Source organism: Photobacterium sp. DNB22_13_2 (assembly GCF_052873915.1).
In genome coordinates, this window is the sequence record NZ_JBNNXU010000277.1 from 1 (window position 1) to 239 (window position 239).

Below are 239 nucleotides of genomic sequence, written 5' to 3' on the forward strand. Positions count from 1 at the left end.
GGTCATGGTTGCGTCACCATTCTGGCCGGCATAGGGGACGAATCCGCCCTGCGCCCCTGCTTGGGCGGCAATCTGAACAAGCTGGACAGTGTCCGCGATTGCCCTCCCGCCAACCGATTGCACGACCGACTGCAACGTCCCCGCGGTGGGCTGCAGGACCTGAAGTTGCCATGTCTGTCCGAAAACATTCGTGGTCGAAAAGCCGTTCGGCAAGTAACCGCTGCTGATCAGCATTGCGG

At 61.1% G+C, this 239-nt stretch carries 1 protein-coding gene; it reads right to left on the reverse strand.

Annotated features, from left to right (window positions below):
- The coding region (gene pilV / locus ACVA58_RS28640) for a shufflon system plasmid conjugative transfer pilus tip adhesin PilV (RefSeq protein WP_446513615.1) at positions 1-239 on the reverse strand (239 nt) is incomplete at both ends.